Raw genomic sequence first — 16,492 nt, 5'->3', positions numbered from 1 at the left:
GTGCGTGCGTACGCGCCGTTTTCGGCGTACGCGCCTTCGACGGCCGTTTGGCGAAGGCTGGCGAGGCAGCTTGAATCTGACCCAACGCCTCACGGTCAAAGACCCGTTCGCCACACACGGGACATTCGTAGAAGGTCAACGCGGGTACGACATAGGCCTGGCCGCGGTATGCGCCTGTCCAGTCCCGACAAACGGGCTTGATTTGGTCGCTGCCACACGTCGGACAGTGCGTAATGTTTAGTTTCATGGGCTTTACAACGCCTTCTTGGATGAGATCAGGAAGTAGTACCGCTCGACACCCGCTTCCTCGACCAATTTGCCTTTGCTGTAGATCATCAAACCATCGAGATTAGTGCTTTGAATGATGTGCAAGTACTCGACGCGTTGCTGCCGCCAGGGGCTTTGCGACCGGAGCGTCTTGTAGATGGCGACGGCATTCAGAATGGATTCGGCGATGTCCAACTCCGTCAGGCCATCGGCCTCCATTTCGAGGAGCGCCTTTTCGCTGAAGGCATAGTTGCCAGCCAGCACCGCACGTTTGATGCGGCGGAGAATGTCGCTGCTCATAAATGACACACCATACTTCTTCACCTCACGGCTCGCGGTGACTTGGCACGGCACCGCTTCATGGTGTCATTGTATCACAGTTTGGAGGAAAACGAAGCGTCGCGTGTTGACTTTGACGGCAAGTCGTGCGTCTTCCTGGTGGTTGACTCGCGTTGTTGGATGGGCTGCCTAACGGCAAAGTTCAGATGCGGCTGCGCCGCACACAACCTGCAATCCGGCGAGCTCCACCCGGCGCAGCCGTCACCTGGAACTAATGTTAGGCCGGTGCCCCAGCACCAGACCCGCAAAACGAGACCCGCTGCCCATGATGGCAAACCCGCCCTCAACCTCAATGCGCCCGTCAACTCAATCATGCTGTTCGATAATGTCGTCTGGTGAATCGGCCTGAAAAACGATTTGCGAATGCGCTTGCTTGAGAATAGCATCATCAGTTGTGTGCAGACTGATTGCTCTTGACCGCGACTTCAGGAACTGCAACACCTCGTTGTAAGGCCATTGAAACTCATCGACGAAGCCTGAGAACTGCCGCCCTGTTTTGTAGGCTTGACGGATGCGGGCTTGAATCGCCGCCTCGCGTTTCTTTGGATCGCGCTCTCGGAAGACCAACTCCACAGCGATATCGATATCGTTGATGCGCTCCTGCTCCGTGAGGTAACTGCCGAAAACAAGCACTCTACGCACGCAGTATACAAAACCCTCATCAGCGTTCACGGCATGAACTCGATCAAGAAACTCCGCTAATCTCTTCTGGGCGGTCTGGCGCGTCAACGGACGGGCAGCTGACGCTAGCGAGAAAGTGCCGCCAGCAAGTGTTCTTTGATAATGGTGCTGATCAGAGTAGCTGTCCGTTTCTTCGATATAGCCGAGGCTCAACAGTTCGAGGATGAGATTCTCGGCAACTGCATCAGATAAGCCTACGCGTTGCGCTAGGTAATTCCTCGTCCACTGACAATCGTGTAACGGTTTCAGAAAGTCACGCACCTGTAGCGCCGGAATTTCAGCGATCAGGCTCTTTGGATCAATATACATCCGGCATTTCTCTCGCTGATAAACGGAGCAGGAACATCTATCCCACTGCTGCCCGCTGGTATCGGTATGCCAGCCTAACTCATAATTCAACCGCACCTGCGGCTGAAATCCGAAACCCAGGTTCTACGCCGCGACGGCCTAGAACCCCCCAGTGGAGCAAATTCCCACGGCTGCGGTTGAGTATCCCAGGTAATTTCTGATATGTCTTTCCATCCGCGGCGACGCGAGTTTTCACGTACTATTTTCATTATTGCCTATAGGCATGGCGCTTGATGGCAAGCCCCAGCGTATTTGCCACCCACCTGCTCGAAGATGGCTACGACATTCGCAGCGTGCAGGAACTCCTGGGTCACAAGGATCTCAAAACGACGATGACCTATACCCATATCCTCAACCGCGGCGGTTGTGGCGTCCGTAGTCCATTGGATCGTTGAGGCTGTGACAGGTCAACGTCTACGCAGTAAATCGTCTACGGAATGTCATGTCGCCCCACCAGGTGCGGAATGGATCATGGCTCTGCCACTATCGTTATTCTATTCCCTGTTCCCTCATTTGTCAACGCCTCGCATCCGCCAACAGCAGTTCCAAATTTGAACGATCGTCTCACACACCAGGTCAACGCGGCATAACGAAGGCGCCGGTGGTTTTCCACCGGCGCCTTGTTTCATGGACTATCTTTTCTTCTTCCGTCACGAACCAAACGCGCGGTCCAGACGGCCAACGATCCGTCCAATCCTGTGAACCCTGTCCATGCCTTCAGTCAGGGTTGACAGCGGAACCATCCCAATTTAGCGCGCCGTGCGGCGGCGCATCGCCATGCCTGCCACAGCCAGCAGCACGAGGGCGAGAGCCAGCGGCAGCCACAGGTTGCTCGACCCTGCGCCGCGGTTCAGGCTGCTCAACTCCACACCGGTCGGCGGGGTTGTCGGCGTCGCGGTGGGTGTCGCGGTGGGCGGCACAGGGGTCGCCGTTGGAGTGGCGGTCGGCGGCACCGGCGTGTTGGTCGGCGTCGCGGTCGGCGGCACTGGCGTGTTCGTCGGCGTCGCGGTGGGCGGCACTGGCGTGTTCGTGGGCGTCGCCGTGGGCGGCACTGGGGTGGCCGTCGGCGTCGCGGTCGGCGGCACAGCCGTCGCCGTGGGGGTGGCCGTGGGGTCAGCCGGCTGGCATGACTGCACCGTCACATCGTCAATGTCCCAACCGGGGTTGGAGACCGAGCTGTCCGAGCCGAGGCGCATGCGGAACTGCGCGGTCTGCCCGGCCAGGCCGCTGACGTCGGCGATGGTGTTGATGTAGGTGGTCGTGCCGCACCACGCCTGCAGACCGGCCAGCGGATTGCTGAAGTTGGCGGAGACCAGGCCGCGGTAGGGGCCGACGAGCAGATTGGCGTTGGGCACCTGCGTCCAGGTCGTGCCGCCGTTGGTCGTCGCTTCCAGGATGCCGCCGTCGAAGCAGGCGGTGGCGCCGCTCGGCTCCAGGTTCGGCACATGCCAGAACTTGAGGGTAACGGGGTTCTGGCCGCTGGGAATCGCGACGGCCGGCGACACCAGCCGCTGATCCGAAACCGTGGCCGGATCGAGGCCGCGGTAGTGCGACGTGCCGCTGTGCGGGTTGGTCGTGATGATCGCCCAGCTGTCCGTGCCTGCGGCGGCGCTGTGCGTCCAGCCGCTGGCGCCGGCCTCGAAGCCGTACTGGTACAGGATGTTGGCCGTCGTGCCGGGGCCGCAGTCGCCAGGGGCCGCGACGGTGGAGAAGCTGAAGACCTCTGAGTAATTGCCGGCGCCGCAGGCATTGTTGGCCTTCACGCGCCAGTAGTACATCGTGCTGGTGTTCAACGTGGCGCCGCTCCAGGTGGTGCCGGTCAGGCCGGTAGCCGAGGCGACGATGTTGCTGAAGCCGGCGTCAGTTGCGACCTGGATGTCATAGGTGGATGCGCCGGTCGCCGCGTTCCAGGTGAAGGTCGGCGTCGCGGCGACGTTGGTCGCGCCGTTGGCGGGCGCGGTGAGGGCCGGCACGCCAGGCGCAGCCGCCTGGACGGTGAGGCCAACCGCGGCCTGGTGGACATTGGGGCCGGCGGCCGTGCCGACGACATTGAAGTTGTAGCTGCCGGCGGCCGCGCCGCTGATGGTCATGGTGCTGGCGCCGGGCGGGGTGACCGGGTTGGTGCTGAAGCCAGCCGTGCCGGGGTTGCCGGAGGCGCTCAGGGTCACGGGGCTGTTGTAGCCGCTGATACTGCCGATGTTCACGGTGTAAGCTGCGTTGGCGCCGACGCAGATGTCCTGGGTGGCGGGCGTGGCGGCAATGGTGAAGTCAGCCGTGCCGCAGGCATCGAACTTGAACGCGCCGATGCGTGTGCTCCACTGGCTGGTAGAGTTCCATTCGCCCGTGAACCAGAAGGTGCAGTCATCCACCGGGTCAACGCTCATGGCGGCGTAATCGCCGTAGCGGTTGCTGCCGTTGGCGGCTGCGCCAGTGACCAGGGTGTACTCGCCCTGCGGCAGCGTGCCCAGCGGGTCTGAGGCCAAACGGCCGGCATAGCGCAGCGAGGGATAGATCGTACTGCTGGAGACATTATAGCCCAGCGCGATGTTGCCCGCGCCGTCCATGGCGATGCCGCCCATCCAGCGATTGTCCGTGGTGGTGGGCGCGTAGGTGCCTTCCTGGTAGAGGCTCCAGGCGCCCGCGCCGACCTTGCGCAGTTCGAACCAGCGCACGCCGCCGAAGTTGTTGCCGACGTCAGTGACAAAATTGCCGACCAGCGTCTCATGGTCGCCAAAGTTGCGGTAGGCCAGGCGGTTCATGATCACTTCACGAATCGGGTCGAGCGAGGAGGTGCTGCCCTGCGCAACGCCCGGCATCCCCATGCAGTAGAAGGATGAGAGTCCACAAAGCGTTGAGTCGAACTCGGCCGTCGTGATGTCGGTGAGCTTGGTCAACGTTGAATTGGCCGGGGTGGTCCAATCAATGTGGAAAGCATAGATTTCCAGGATGTCACTGTTGGGCAAACCGGTGGGGCCATGCGCTTCCGTGTCGCGGTGGCGCATGATGTAGTCAGGCGCGCCAGCGGGCGGCGCGGTCATGCCATCCAAATCGGCGGGGGTCAACGCCTGAAAACCAAAGCCCGAGAGCGCAGTGACCGTGAAGCGCTGGAAGGTGGCCGGCAGGCCGGCCAGCATCTTGGCGCGATCCAGCGCGAAGGCGGAGGGGCTGGTTTCATTCGCAGTTCCGTAATAAGCATCCGCCCACACGCCGTACTTGGGATAATCGGGGAAGCTGGGCATGGTGAACGAATACGAGTAGTACGCGCCCAACGGATCGGCCGTCTGCGAGATGTAAACGCACAGCGCGTTGCCCGATCCGAATTCGCTCAAGAACCAACGGTTGGCCAGTTGGTCATACAGGACGACTGGGTCGCCGTTGCCGGTGGCGCAGCCGCCCAGGGACGTGAGGGGAAAGGCCTGGATCAAGGCGCCGGTGGTCTTGTTGTAGACGGCCACGTTCGTGGCGTTGATCATTTGGACGTAATGATTGGCGCCGACGTCGCCCACCGTGTCCGGTGGGTTGACAAAGGTGTAGCCCTGGCCGTTGAAGTTGAAGATGGGAGTGCCGAAGGCATCGGGCCGGGCGGCTGGCGCCGCGGCTTGCACCGGCAACAGTGGGTCTGGGCCACCCTTCACGTCGAAGTTGGGGTCAAGGTTGGCGTTGAAGTTCATGCGCGGATTGATCTCGCGATCAAGCGTAGGCATGATCACGGGCGCTGGCAGGTCGCGTGCGGCCAACGTCAGGACGGGCGTGACAGGATCGCTGGCGGTGAACTCACCGACGGGCGTCTCCTGCTGCGTCGCGCCAAGCGGACTGACCGCGCTGCGCTGCCCGGCGATGGGCCTGGTGCTCGCCATATCAGCCGGCAGCCAGAAGACCAGGCTCACGACCATCAGAATGGCGATGGCGCCGAAAAACTTACGTGCGTACTTCATGTACTATTCCTCCTACTCACGAACAAGGTTGCGAACTCTCTTACGGGGCGGATTTCTTGAAAAGGGATTGGGTTAGGTTTGAAGCCGCTGCGGCGGCCTCTTCCACAGATGCTTGGCCATAGAATGCGCGCTCGACTTCTTTGCTGGCGGCGTCTTCGATGGCCGGCCAATTCGACATGACCGGAACCGTGCGCAGCGTGGGTACGGCGTCGAGCCACACCTGGCTGTGGACCGGCTTTTGGGCCGGGTCAAGGAAACTGGCTGACTCGGCCACCGCGCGCAGCGATGGCACGGTGCGGCCGGTGCGGGCCACAATTTCTTGGCCTGTGACGGAGTTGGCGTATTCGATGAATTTCCAGGCTGCCTCCTTGTCCTTACTTTTAGCGGCCATGCAATAGCCGTCGCTGTGGAGGACGCTGGCCGGCTGCGCCCCACGGGGCAGCGGCGCCACGTCCCAATCAAAATCTTTGATCGTGCGCATGGTCGGCACCGACCGCCGGCTGTTGAAGTACATGCCCAGCGCGCCGCTGAGGAAGCGGCTCTGGCTGTCCTGCGCAGCCTCGGCGGCCGCGTCCGGAACGACCTTCTCCTTGACCTGCAAGTCCACGAACCATTGGAATGCCAGGCGTGCGGCCGGGCTGTCCAGACTGAGGCGCGTCGGGTTGGCGGGGTTGTCCACCAGCTCGCCGCCGGCCTGCCAGATGAAGGGGGCCAGGCGGTAGAGGATGGGGTCAATGCCAACGCCATACTGGTCGGTGACGCCGTCGCCGTTCTTGTCCAGCGTCAACGCCTTCGCGGCGGCCACGAAGTCGGCCCACGTCCAATCATTCGCCGGATAAGCCACGCCGGCGGCGTCGAACAGCGCCTTGTTGTAGTAGATCACCAGGCTGGATACATTTTGCGGGAGGCACCACAGCTCGCCCTTGTAGCGAAACGCATCCAGGGCCGGCTGATAGAAATCGCCTTCTTTGATCACCTGGCTTTTGGCGAGATACGGCCCAACGGCCCCCAGCGCGCCTTCATCGGCGAACGGGGCAATGCGGCGGTAGTTGAGCAGCATGACGTCCGCGGGCGCGCCAGCGGCGAAATCGGCCGCCAGGCGGCGCAGATAATCGGCATCGTCCGGCACGTAGCGCAGTTCCACTTTGTAGGCCGGGTTGGCGGTTTGGAAGGAGTCCACGAGCTTCTGGTAAGCATCGTACTCCTCTTTGCTGCCGGAGACCATGAACGCAGTCGAGTGCTGGATCGGCGCGGTGGCGCAGCCCGCCAGGGCCGGCGCCATCAACAACAGAGTGAACAACAGCAGAATCAGTTTGCGCATCAGCTTTTCTCCAAGAGTGAAGCGATGGAGTTGTCGCTCAGAAAGAGCGGCTGCAAGACAAAGAAGATCACAATGATCGGGATGGTCATGAAGGTGGCCCCGGCCATCAACAGCGGCCAGTTCGTTGCATCGAGCTGCTTGAGAATCTGCACGCCGATCGGCAGGGTGTAGGTCTGCGGCCGGTACAGATAGAGCACCGGGTTGGTAAAGTCGTTCCAGAACAGAACGAAGGCTAACATAACGACCGCGGCCACCGTTGGTCGAGCCATGGGCATGGCAAGCTCCTGGTAGGCCGTCCAAGCGTCCGCGCCTTCGAGCCGCGCCGCCTCGTACATCTCGACCGGCGTGCGGCGGAACGTCCAGTAGAAGATCAGCACCAGCAGCGGCCCGCCGCCGGCAAAGGCCGGCAGGATCAACGACCATATCGTGCGCAAGAGGCCGGCCCAACTCAGCATTTGGTAGCGGAACAGCCAGACGGCTGACGGCGGCACCATGAGCAGAAAAACGGCGGCGACCACCAGGCGGCTGCGCCAGGGATCGCGCAGCTGCGAGAGGCCAAATCCGCCCAGCGACGCAGTGAGCAGTGTCAGCGGCACGGAGACCGCGACGACCAGCGCCGAGTTGAGCAGGTAACGGGCCATCGGCACCTGGCGAAAAATCTCGATGTAGTTGCCCCACTGCGGATCGGCCGGCCACCACTCGACGGTGCGGGGGGGCGGCAGTCCCACGGGCCGCAGCGACACGACCGCCATCCAGAAGAGCGGCAGAACGAACACAACCGCCACGGCGACTCCGACCACGGCCAAAACGACAAAGCGGGTAGTTTCTCGCCTAGAACGCGGCGCTTGGCCCGCGCGGGCGATTGCGGGCGGCGCTGGGACATGCTCTTCGGCCGGTTCAGGCGACGTCGTCATGTCTGTTTAGTCCAACCAGGTTCACAATGCCCACCACCAACAGGCTGGTCAACAAGTACAGAACCACGGTCATCGCCGCGGCCACGCCAAAATCGAAGAGGTCAAAGGCCAGTTCGAAAAGCATCAGCGGTACGAAGGTCGTGGCGTAATAGGGGCCGCCGTAAGTCATGACAAAGGACGGCGTGAACGTATTCTGCAGGCTGACCACGATATCGCGAAACGTCAGAATCAGCAGCCACGGCGTGAGCAGCGGCAGGGAAATGCGCCAGAAGGACTGCCAGGCGTTCGCGCCGTCAACACGTGCCGCCTCATAGTATACCCTAGGAATGGTCTTGAGGCCAACCAGCAGCAGCGCCATCCCCTCGCCAATGGTGAACAGCGCCATCAGCACCATGCTCAGCCGCGCGGTCGTTGGGTTGAGCAGCCAGTCAGGCGTTGGCAGTCCCACGGCGTGCAGCACGGCGTTCAAGGGGCCATACAGCGGGTTGAGGATCCACAGCCAGATCAGTGCGTAGGCGCCTTCGGGGAGGATGGTCGGCAGAAAGACCACGGCGCGCAGTCCGCCGAACAGGCGACCGCCCCGCTGCAGCAAGAGCGCCAGCAGCAGCGCGCCGATCAAACGCAGCGGCACAGCCAGGAAGATGAACTGCAGCGAGATGCGCAGCGACAGCCGCGCCAGCGGCGAAGCCAGCAGCGCCCGAAAGTTGTCCAGGCCGATCCAGATCGGCGGCTGGATGGCGTTGTACTTGGTGAAAGCTACGACCAGGGTAATCAGGGCGGGAAGGACGATCAAGATCAGGGAGCCAAGAAAAAAGGGAACCAAAAAGAGACGGGTCTGGGTTTCGTACGAAAGAAGCGACCAGATCTTTGGCCCTTGAACAATGCGCGGTGTTTGAGAGCGAGTGGGCCGCTGATCTGTCGAAGACACGCTAATTACCCCGGACATGTGATGGACCGTGCGGCGCTTGATGTGGCGCCAATGACATCACCCGAAGCCGCTAGTCGCTCACAGGTGATGGGCGTTCTGGCCTGAAGATGAACCAGGCCAGAACGCCATGCATGAAACTGAACAGGGATGGCTGGCGCATGGCCGTCGGCGATGAAGCCGGCGGCCACAATCAGTCAGACCCCGTGATTTTGTATGCGCTTAACGCGCGGTGCGCCGGCGCAGCGCCATGCCCGCCACAGCCAGCAGCACGAGGGCGAGAGCCAGCGGCAGCCACAGGTTGCTCGACCCTGCGCCGCGGTTCAGGCTGCTCAACTCCACGCCGGTCGGCGGGGTCGTCGGCGTTGCGGTCGGGGTGGCCGTGGGCGGCACAGCCGTCGCCGTCGGCGTCGCCGTGGGCGGCACAGCGGTCGCCGTCGGCGTCGCGGTTGGCGGCACCGCCGTTGACGTCGGGGTGGCGGTGGGCGGCACGGTCGTCGCCGTCGGCGTCGCGGTCGGTTGCGCCGGCTGGCAGCTCTGCACCGTCACATCGTCAATGTCCCAACCCACATCACTCACCGAGGTGTCGGAGCCGAGGCGCATGCGGAACTGCGCGGTCTGCCCGGCCAGGCTGCTGACGTCGGCGATGGTTTGGAAGTAGACGGTCCCGTTGCACCAGGCCTGTAGGCCGGCCAGCGGGTTGCCGAAGCTGGCGGAGACCGCGCCGGTGTAGGGGCCAACCAGCAGGTTGGCGTTCGCCACCTGCGTCCAGGTCGTGCCGGCGTTGGTCGTCGCTTCCAGGATGCCGCCGTCGTAGCATGCGGTCGTCCCGCTGTTCTCCAGGTTGGGCAAGTGCCAGAACTTGAGCGTCACGGGGTTCTGGCCGCTGGGAATCGCGACGGCCGGCGAGACCAGCCGCTGGTCAGAGACCGTGGCCGGATCGAGGCCGCGGTAGTGCGACGTGCCGCTGTGCGGGTTCGTCGTGATGATCGCCCAACTGTCCGTGCCTGCAGCGGCGCTGTGCGTCCAGCCGCTGGCGCCGGCTTCGAAGCCGTACTGGTAGAGGATGTTGGCCGTCGTGCCGGGGCCGCAGTCGCCAGGGGCCGCGACGGTGGTGAAGCTGAAGACAGCGGAATAGTTGCCGGCGCTGCAGGCGTTGGTCGCCTGCACACGCCAGTAGTACATCGTGCTGGTGTTCAACGTGGCGCCGCTCCAGGTGGTCCCTGTCAGGCCGCTGGCCGAGGCGACGATATTCGTGAAACCGGCATCCGTCGCCACTTCGATGCTATAGGTGGCCGCCTGAGTCGCCGCGTTCCAGGTGAAGGTTGGCGTGGCGGAGACGTTGGTCGCGCCGTTGGCGGGCGCGGTCAGTGTTGGCTGGCCGGCCGCGGCGGTGTACAGATTGAGGACGACGCCGGCGGACTTCGGACCGGAGGTCGAAGTGGCCGAAACCGTGATGTTATAGCTGCCGGCTGCAGCCGCGCCGGTGTTGCCGATGGTCAGGGTGCTGGCGCCGGGCGGGGTGACCGGATTCGTGCTGAAACCGGTGGTTGTCCCGGCCGGGTTGCCGCTGACGCCGAGCGTGACGGGGTCCACGTAGCCCAGGACCGAGCCGACATTTACCGTGTAGGTCGCATTGGCCGGTGCGCAGACGGCCTGCGAGGCCGGCGTGACATCCAACGTGTAATCCGGCGCGAAGGCTTCCTTGTCGAACCAGACATCGGGGTCCTGGTGCGCACTTTGAATGTTGCGATCATCGGACCACTGGATGTAGCCGAAGCCGGCATCCTGAAGCTGCTGATCGTAATCGCCGTGGTAGCAGGCTGCCAGACTGGGGTCAATGTAGACCGGCGACGAGACATCGCTCACACGCTGGCTTGCCTGCCAGGTGACGCCGCCGTCATGCGAAACGCGCATGTAGTAGTCGAAAAGCAGGTTGCCAGCGTCGAGCCGGCGATCATACCAGGTAGCCACGATGCGGCCTGTTGGCCCGGCGCTGATGGTCGGGAAGAACTGGTCGCGGGTCGTGGCGTCGTCGTTCAGTTTGACTTCCGCGCCCCAGGTGGCGCCGTTGTCGGTTGAGCGGCGGTAGTAGACGTCAATCACGTCGCCGGTGTTGAGGCCGTCCGGGTCGCGGCTGTAAACGACGTGCACGTTGCCGTTAGGCGACACCGTGATCTGCGGCGAGGGCAGGTAGCGGATGTTGCCATTCAGTGCGGGCCGGCCGCAGCTTGCGGTTGGGCCAGACGCCTGCGGGTTGATGCCGCCGGTCAGCGGGTTGGCCGTGGCAGCAAACGTGGCGCCGCCATCGGTGGAGCGCACGACTTCGATGTTGATGGGGCCGTTGGGATAGGGGTTCCAACGCACCCAGGAGACATACAGGTTGCCGTTAGGGCCGACCGTGGGCCAGGCGCCCTGTACGTCCGTGCTGGCCGCGCTCAAGATGACCGGCGCTGACCAGGTCAGGCCGCCGTCCGTCGAGCGGATTGCGCGAATCCGGGAATCGGTGAAGTCGGTCCAGGCAATGTACATGCGACCGTAGAAGGGGCTGGCCGGGTTGTTGTCAACCGCCATCAGTTCCTTATCATCGTTCGCGCCCGAATGGGCCATGCCGACCCAGGTGAGGGTGGCGCAGTCGTCGGTGGACTTCCACAGCCCCAGGCCGTTGGTGTGCAGCGACGTGATGTAGAAGAGGCCATCAGACTTGCGCCAAACCAGGCTAGGGTCGCCGAAGGATTGGCCGCCGCCGGCCGCCGGCACCGCGCCGTTGTCGGTGAAGCTGACGCCGCCGTTGGTTGAGCGGCTAAAGCCAGCATAGCCGATGCCCTGGACGACGCCGCTGTACGAGTCGTTGTAGGCCGAGCAAATCGTACCGGTGGTCTCGTTACGGGCGATGGTGGTTTCGCTCTGGGTGTGCGAGGTGCCGCCGGTGTCGAGGGCCGGGTTGTTCACCAGGACATCAGCGCCCAGGAAGGGAACGCCCGGTTGGCTGGCCGACGCGGCGTCGGACTTGACCTGGCCCAGTTCGTTCTGACGTCCACAGGCGATGAGTAGCTTGGTTTCGAACATGCCAGACATCAGCCCACGCGCCGTCGCATCATCGAGCAAGGCGCAGGGCGCATCGGGTGTTTTGGATTGGGGGGAAGTGGAACTGGCCGGCGCTGGTTGCGCGGCGGTCGCGGGTGGGTTTGCGTTGGCTGCCAATGGGACTAACAGCAGAGCCAAAACAGCAAACAGCGTGACGATACGGATCGGTTTCACAATACGTTTCCTCCTGCAGCTCATGAAATAGGTGGAAATGGGGAGGCGGATTGCCCTCAGCCGTGGTCGTGCGACGCACAAGCCGTGAAGCTTGACATGACGCGTACTGGTTGGCAAGTGCGGACATTGTAGCACCAAAGCCCGCAGGCCCAAAAAACACCAAGCTGCGCACGAACTTCCGCGGCCAGGCCGCGCTGTGGTAAAATGCGCGCTGTCCAATGCAATCCCCGGCGGCAACCAGGCCAAAGACCATGGGAAAGGAAGACTCGCGGCGCGGATGATCAACTTGTCTCCCACAATTCCTTCTTCGATTTTGGCCTCCTCGGTCAGATCGGCCTTGCCCCCGGCCCACTGGGCGCGGACGTTTATCCACCGCAGCCGATGGTCAGCCAGCTCCGTGCGCCGCTGTCGTTCCTGCAACGTGGGTAGGCGACGCGATGGCAATGTGGCGGAGAATCGTTAGGTGAGCCAGGCCGCGCGAGCACGGGGCTACGGCGCGCTGGTCCTCGTGCTGTGCCTGGCGTTTGGGCTGCGCGTCTACGGCTTCTGGTTTGGCCTGCCCTACGTGCTGACCGGCGACGGTGAGAACGCCTTCATCAATCCCGCGGTGCAGATGGTGGTCAGCGGGGATCTCAACCCGCACTGGTTTGGGCACCCCGGCTCCACCGTCATCTACCCGCTGGCGCTGCTCTATGGTCTCCTCTACGTCATCGGCCACGCGGCCGGTCAGTTGGCGCAGCCGGCGGCGCTGCAAGCCCAGCTAAGCGCCGATCCTACGCTGTTCTACGTGACCGCGCGCCTGCTCAGCATTGCCTGGGCCGTCGCCACCGTGGCGCTCGTCTGGCGGCTGGGAACGCGCCTGGGCGGCCGCCGCCTGGGTCTGCTGGCCGCGCTCTTCCTCGCGGTCAACCCCATGCACCGGGAATGGACGACCTGGGCGCGCAGCGATGCCCCGGCCGCCTTCTTCGTCCTCTTGGCGGTTTACGCTGCGATCCGCTTTGCCGATCGCCCCACGCGTCGTTGGGCGCTGCTGGCCGGGGTCGCAACAGGCCTGGCCGCGGCGTCCAAAATCACCACCGGGGTGGTTTTTGCGGCCTGGCTTGTCGCCTGGATCACACGCCCCGGCCGCGGGCGCAGGCCTGACCTCGGCGCGCTGGGTCTGGCCGCGTTGGCCGCGGCCGCCGCCTTTGCCATCACCTCGCCCTATGTTCTCCTCGACTGGCAAACGGCCATTCCGAATCTGCTCTTCGAGAATCGGGGTGGTCATGCGGGCGCGGAGCGCCTGCCCGGTTTGCAAAACTGGTGGTGGTATGTGGCGGTCGCCCTGCCCGGCGCGGTTGGCTGGCCGGGGATGATCGCTGCGGCGTTCGGCGCAGCGACCGTCGGCCGGCTGCGCCGCGGAAACGCGGCGCGCGGCTGGATCGCGGCGGCTTTCCCGCTGCTCTACTGGCTGGGCATCGGCGCGTCGAACTTGCGCTGGGATCACTGGCTCGTGCCGGTGTTGCCCATCGTGGCGCTGTGGACAGCGCAAGGGGTGCTGACGATTGCCCGCGGCGCGGCGCAGGCGAGTGGAAGTCGCAGCAACGCATACGAAGTCCACCTGCGTGGATCACGATCTAGGCGCAAGATGCCCCTGGCGCTGACTGTTAGCCTGGCTGCGCTGCTCCTGCTGACGTTGAGCCAGCCGGCCTTCACGTCGCTGCGCCGCGCGTTCCAAAGCGCGCAGCCCAACACGCAGGTGCTGGCGATTCGCTGGTTCCGTGATCACGTGCCCGCGCAAACCGTGGTGGGCAGTGAATGGTACACCGGGCTTTTCTGGAGCGCGACGATCAAACTGGAAGAGGTGCCGACCCTGGGTCAATCCACGCCGGACTATTTCCGGACACGCGGCGCTCAGTTCGTTGCGGCCAGCAGCGACATGTACGATCGTTTCTACGCCGAACCGGCCCGTTACGCTGACTTTGTTGCGGCTTATGAGCGTTTCTGGCGCGAGCTGCCCCTGGTGATCCAGTTCGCGCCTGACCCATGGCGTCGTCCTGGCCCCACGATCCGCATCCTGCGCGTCCCGTGAGATGGAAAGCCCGTTGAAGATCTCACACAAAGGCACGAAGACACAGAGACAGAGACAGAGCGGTTCTTCGTGCGCGTTGTGTCTTGGTGAGGTTTTTTCAAGCGGTCGGCGTCGCGCGATGCCGCCGACGCATCAAGTTGAGCACCCGGGGCATGGCGACCGTGTAGAGGTAGTAGGTCAAGGCCGACGGCGCAAAATCGAACGCGCCGATGTGAGAAGCCATGCGAGCCCCAAATCCTTCTTTGAAGCGCCAGACGCCCCACAGCGCGTCGCTTTCGCTCATCTCTGTTGGCGCGCCCCACAGGTCGTAGGTCGTGCAGCCCTGCGCGATCGCCCAACGCATCGCTTCCCACTGCAGCAGATGATTGGGCATGGCCTCGCGCTGCTGACTGCTGGAAGCGCCGTAGAGATACCAGGCCGTGCGCGCAAAGCGTGCGATGAAGAGCCCGGCCACCGTCTCCGCGCCCACGTCCGCCAACAGCAGGCAGCCCCCGACCTGCCCTTGGCCGTTCAAAAGCGTCTGCCAGGCGTCACGGTAATAGGCCAGCGGTCGAATCAAGAACCCATCGCGCGCGCCAGTCTCGGCATACAAGCGATAGAAAGTTTCCAACTCGGCTGTCGAGCCGCGGCGCACCGTCACTCCTTTGCGACCGGCCAGGCGCACATTGTAGCGCCACTTCTGCTTGAAGCCGGCCAGCACCGCCTCTTCGCCCGCCGCTAGATCGAGCAGCGCGGTGTTCTTGAACTGCACCTGTTCTGCCGCCGCCTGCCAGCCCCGCTGGCGCAGCAGGTCCAAGATAGCGCGGCCGCGCGCGGTGTCGTCGGGCACGTCAGGATCCATCTTAATGAAGATGGCGCGGCTGCGCCTGGCGTAGTCCTCCAGCGCAGCCAGCACCTGTACGGTCAGCGCCGGGTCCGCATAATCGAGCGCGGGGCCTTTGGGCGTGTATTGCACGGCCAGCGGCGCGCGGCCCAGGCGCCGCGTCAGCACCTGCGCCGCGGCCACGATCGCGCCCTGCTGCGTGAACAGCAAACGATGCGCCCACCAACCGGTTTGGCGTTTGATCTCGCCCCATTCCCAGCTCTGCAGCACATGGTGCGCGGGCAGCGACGCTAACGCTGCGTTCCAACGCTGCGCGTCCGTTTCTGCGTGCACCATCAGCGACGGCGCGGAGTGCGTCACCATCACGCCTCAAATTCGCGCTGCGTGACGTTCAGAAAGCGGTAGATGGCAGAGAAGTCAGCCTCACCCAGCCCGTAGCGCACCGCCAGGGCGTAGACCTCCTTGGCCGCGTTGACCAGCGGCATCGCCACATCATGCTCGTAGGCAGTCTGGCTGGCGAGCTGCAGGTCCTTGCGCATCCAGGTCAGTGGAAAATCGGGGTCGTCGAAGTGGCCGGTCTCGATTCGGCTGCGCTTGCCGGTGACAACGCCGGCCACCGCCGGCCCGCCCAGCAGGAAATTGAGCAGCGCCGGCTGCGACAGGCCCAACGCCTGGCCCAGGGCCATGGCCTCAGCGAAGGCCGCCATGGCGCCGCCGGAGAGGGAGTTGAGAACGATCTTCATGGACGCGCCCATGCCTTGTTCGCCCATGGGCACGATGCGCTGACCCATGACGTCCAGGTAGGGGCGAACCTCCTCCAGATCGGCTGCGCTGCCGCCCACCAGGAAAGTGAGCTGGCCGGCCGCGGCGGGCGTCTTACTGCCAGCCACCGGCGCATCAAGGAAGCGCACCCCGCGCTGCGCCGCGGCCGCGGCCATTTGCCGTGTAAACGTCGGATTGACGGTGCTGCAATCAACCCACAGGCTGCCGGGGGACAGCGTGGTCAGAAAACCATCCGCGCCCTGCGCTGTCTGTTCCACGGCCTGGGGATCTCCCAGCATGGTGAACAGCGTACGGACCTGGCGACCGACGTCGGCCGGCGACTGCGCCCAGGTTGCGCCGCCCCCTAGCAGAGCTTCCGCCTTCGCCTGCGTGCGGTTGTGGACGACCAGGCTGTAGCCCGCCTTTTGTAGGTTGGCGGCCATGCGGCTGCCCATGATGCCGAGGCCGATGAAGCCGATTTGCATAGCTAAACTCCTGTGTGCGGTGATTGGCAAGGATTATAAGCTACCCGCCGCCCGTCGTCAACCGCCGCGCGGGCGTCCAGGCGCCTTTCAAACTGGGGTCGGGTCGGGCGATTAAGACTTCGTCGCGAGCGACTCGACCGAGGTCTCAGCCGAACGATCGCTGCAACCCTTGCCAAGCTCACCCTGGCGACTTTGGCAGTAGCCGAAGCGCCGGGAGCTGCGCCGCGAAACTGAAACGCGCCTGCTGCGAGATGCAAGTTGTCAGGCCCGAGAGGGCCTTTCACCTCGTAGCCCAACCCGTTCACGGTCGGGCGGGGTTGGTTGCGCGTACGGATTCGTCTGTTTGGTCAGGATGCACAC

The 16,492-nt window shown here is 63.8% G+C and carries 11 protein-coding genes and 1 pseudogene; 2 read left to right on the top strand and 10 right to left on the bottom strand.

The genetic code is table 11. The features are described 5' to 3' along the window. From ACPQ6D_RS13190 to ACPQ6D_RS13180, 3 genes are all read right to left on the bottom strand, one after another. Positions 1-247: type II toxin-antitoxin system MqsA family antitoxin (locus ACPQ6D_RS13190; RefSeq protein WP_423224793.1), on the bottom strand; the 247-nt coding region annotated here is incomplete at its 3' end. 5 nt (positions 248-252) lie between these two features. Continuing rightward, positions 253-567, bottom strand: coding sequence for a hypothetical protein (locus ACPQ6D_RS13185; RefSeq protein ID WP_423224792.1), 315 nt, complete (start codon positions 565-567; stop codon positions 253-255). 345 nt (positions 568-912) lie between these two features. Continuing rightward, the gene (locus tag ACPQ6D_RS13180; RefSeq protein ID WP_423224791.1) at positions 913-1,596 is read right to left on the bottom strand and encodes a hypothetical protein; all 684 of its coding nucleotides are present in this window, start codon (positions 1,594-1,596) and stop codon (positions 913-915) included. Between the two features lie 290 nt (positions 1,597-1,886). Here ACPQ6D_RS13180 and ACPQ6D_RS13175 point away from each other — a divergent pair. Further along, positions 1,887-2,030, top strand: a pseudogene (locus tag ACPQ6D_RS13175) (tyrosine-type recombinase/integrase); the annotation flags it as partial. 354 nt (positions 2,031-2,384) lie between these two features. Here the strand turns inward: ACPQ6D_RS13175 and ACPQ6D_RS13170 are convergent. From ACPQ6D_RS13170 to ACPQ6D_RS13150, 5 genes are all read right to left on the bottom strand, one after another. Beyond that, positions 2,385-5,570 carry a hypothetical protein gene (locus ACPQ6D_RS13170; RefSeq protein ID WP_423224790.1) on the bottom strand — a complete coding sequence of 1,062 codons (3,186 nt, stop codon included), beginning with the start codon at positions 5,568-5,570 and terminating at the stop codon, positions 2,385-2,387. Positions 5,571-5,610: 40 nt separating this feature from the next. Beyond that, a complete protein-coding gene (locus ACPQ6D_RS13165; RefSeq protein ID WP_423224789.1) occupies positions 5,611-6,891 on the bottom strand; it encodes an ABC transporter substrate-binding protein in 1,281 nt (426 codons plus the stop codon). After that, complete coding sequence (locus ACPQ6D_RS13160; RefSeq protein WP_423224788.1) at positions 6,891-7,805, bottom strand: carbohydrate ABC transporter permease; 915 nt, start codon at positions 7,803-7,805, stop codon at positions 6,891-6,893. Before ACPQ6D_RS13160 ends, ACPQ6D_RS13165 begins: the two co-directional genes overlap by 1 nt. Beyond that, the gene (locus ACPQ6D_RS13155) at positions 7,789-8,598 is read right to left on the bottom strand and encodes a carbohydrate ABC transporter permease (RefSeq protein ID WP_423224787.1); all 810 of its coding nucleotides are present in this window, start codon (positions 8,596-8,598) and stop codon (positions 7,789-7,791) included. The genes ACPQ6D_RS13160 and ACPQ6D_RS13155 overlap by 17 nt, the downstream gene beginning before the upstream one ends. Before the next feature lie 354 nt (positions 8,599-8,952). Next, positions 8,953-11,991 carry a sialidase family protein gene (locus tag ACPQ6D_RS13150; RefSeq protein ID WP_423224786.1) on the bottom strand — a complete coding sequence of 1,013 codons (3,039 nt, stop codon included), beginning with the start codon at positions 11,989-11,991 and terminating at the stop codon, positions 8,953-8,955. 463 nt (positions 11,992-12,454) lie between these two features. On the opposite strand from ACPQ6D_RS13150, the gene ACPQ6D_RS13145 reads away from it, so the two are divergent. Further along, positions 12,455-14,062 (top strand): glycosyltransferase family 39 protein, encoded by a 1,608-nt coding sequence (locus ACPQ6D_RS13145; protein ID WP_423224785.1) that lies wholly within the window; start codon positions 12,455-12,457, stop codon positions 14,060-14,062. A gap of 97 nt (positions 14,063-14,159) precedes the next feature. Here the strand turns inward: ACPQ6D_RS13145 and ACPQ6D_RS13140 are convergent, their stop codons facing one another. Further along, positions 14,160-15,248 (bottom strand): lipid II:glycine glycyltransferase FemX, encoded by a 1,089-nt coding sequence (locus ACPQ6D_RS13140; protein WP_423224784.1) that lies wholly within the window; start codon positions 15,246-15,248, stop codon positions 14,160-14,162. Next, positions 15,248-16,132 (bottom strand): NAD(P)-dependent oxidoreductase, encoded by an 885-nt coding sequence (locus ACPQ6D_RS13135; protein WP_423224783.1) that lies wholly within the window; start codon positions 16,130-16,132, stop codon positions 15,248-15,250. The genes ACPQ6D_RS13140 and ACPQ6D_RS13135 overlap by 1 nt, the downstream gene beginning before the upstream one ends. Positions 16,133-16,492: the final 360 nt, after the last annotated feature.

It is taken from the genome of Candidatus Amarolinea aalborgensis (assembly GCF_900491745.1).
GTDB classification, from domain to species: domain Bacteria; phylum Chloroflexota; class Anaerolineae; order SSC4; family Amarolineaceae; genus Amarolinea; species Amarolinea aalborgensis.
The sequence above is the reverse complement of the archived record's forward strand: the minus strand, read 5'-3'. Positions and strand labels throughout refer to the sequence as shown.

Coding starts and splice junctions, on each gene's coding strand:
- ACPQ6D_RS13185 (WP_423224792.1), bottom strand. CDS start 567: ATGAGCAGCGACATTCTCCGCCGCATCAAACGTGCGGTGCTGGCTGGC.
- ACPQ6D_RS13135 (WP_423224783.1), bottom strand. CDS start 16,132: ATGCAAATCGGCTTCATCGGCCTCGGCATCATGGGCAGCCGCATGGCC.
- ACPQ6D_RS13140 (WP_423224784.1), bottom strand. CDS start 15,248: ATGGTGACGCACTCCGCGCCGTCGCTGATGGTGCACGCAGAAACGGAC.
- ACPQ6D_RS13170 (WP_423224790.1), bottom strand. CDS start 5,570: ATGAAGTACGCACGTAAGTTTTTCGGCGCCATCGCCATTCTGATGGTC.
- ACPQ6D_RS13180 (WP_423224791.1), bottom strand. CDS start 1,596: ATGTATATTGATCCAAAGAGCCTGATCGCTGAAATTCCGGCGCTACAG.
- ACPQ6D_RS13160 (WP_423224788.1), bottom strand. CDS start 7,805: ATGACGACGTCGCCTGAACCGGCCGAAGAGCATGTCCCAGCGCCGCCC.
- ACPQ6D_RS13165 (WP_423224789.1), bottom strand. CDS start 6,891: ATGCGCAAACTGATTCTGCTGTTGTTCACTCTGTTGTTGATGGCGCCG.